The organism is Paenibacillus xylanexedens (assembly GCF_007676705.1).
Taxonomy (GTDB): Bacteria; Bacillota; Bacilli; order Paenibacillales; family Paenibacillaceae; genus Paenibacillus; species Paenibacillus xylanexedens_C.
In genome coordinates this window covers 1-338 of sequence record NZ_VEBF01000092.1, presented here as the reverse complement: position 1 = coordinate 338, position 338 = coordinate 1, and the positions used below count along the sequence as shown (strand labels likewise).

At 46.4% G+C, this 338-nt stretch carries 1 protein-coding gene; it reads right to left on the bottom strand.

The window, feature by feature from the left end; all coding sequences use genetic code 11:
• Positions 1-338, bottom strand: a 338-nt coding sequence (locus FS628_RS30255) for a MazG nucleotide pyrophosphohydrolase domain-containing protein (protein WP_313958638.1), incomplete at both ends; no start/stop codon positions are given.

Below are 338 nucleotides of genomic sequence, written 5' to 3'. Positions count from 1 at the left end.
ATCCCCTCCACCAACCAAACCTTCTCCTCATCCTCCCCCTTACCCTTCTTCTCGTCTCCCTTCATCTCTTCCCACTTCTCAACACCTTCATTCCCATCTTCCCCCTCATCATCACCAAAAACCTGTCCATCACGCAAAATCACCTTATCCTTCAACCCTTCCATCACATCATACACATTAAATCTCCCAACCTCTTCTTCCATCTCCCAATCCAATAAAATCTGCACCACCACATCACCCACCTCTTCTTTCATATCCTCCCGGTCATCCTCATCCATTGTCTCAATCACTTCATACCTCTCTTCAATCAGCTTTTTGCGAATCCACTGATCTGTCTC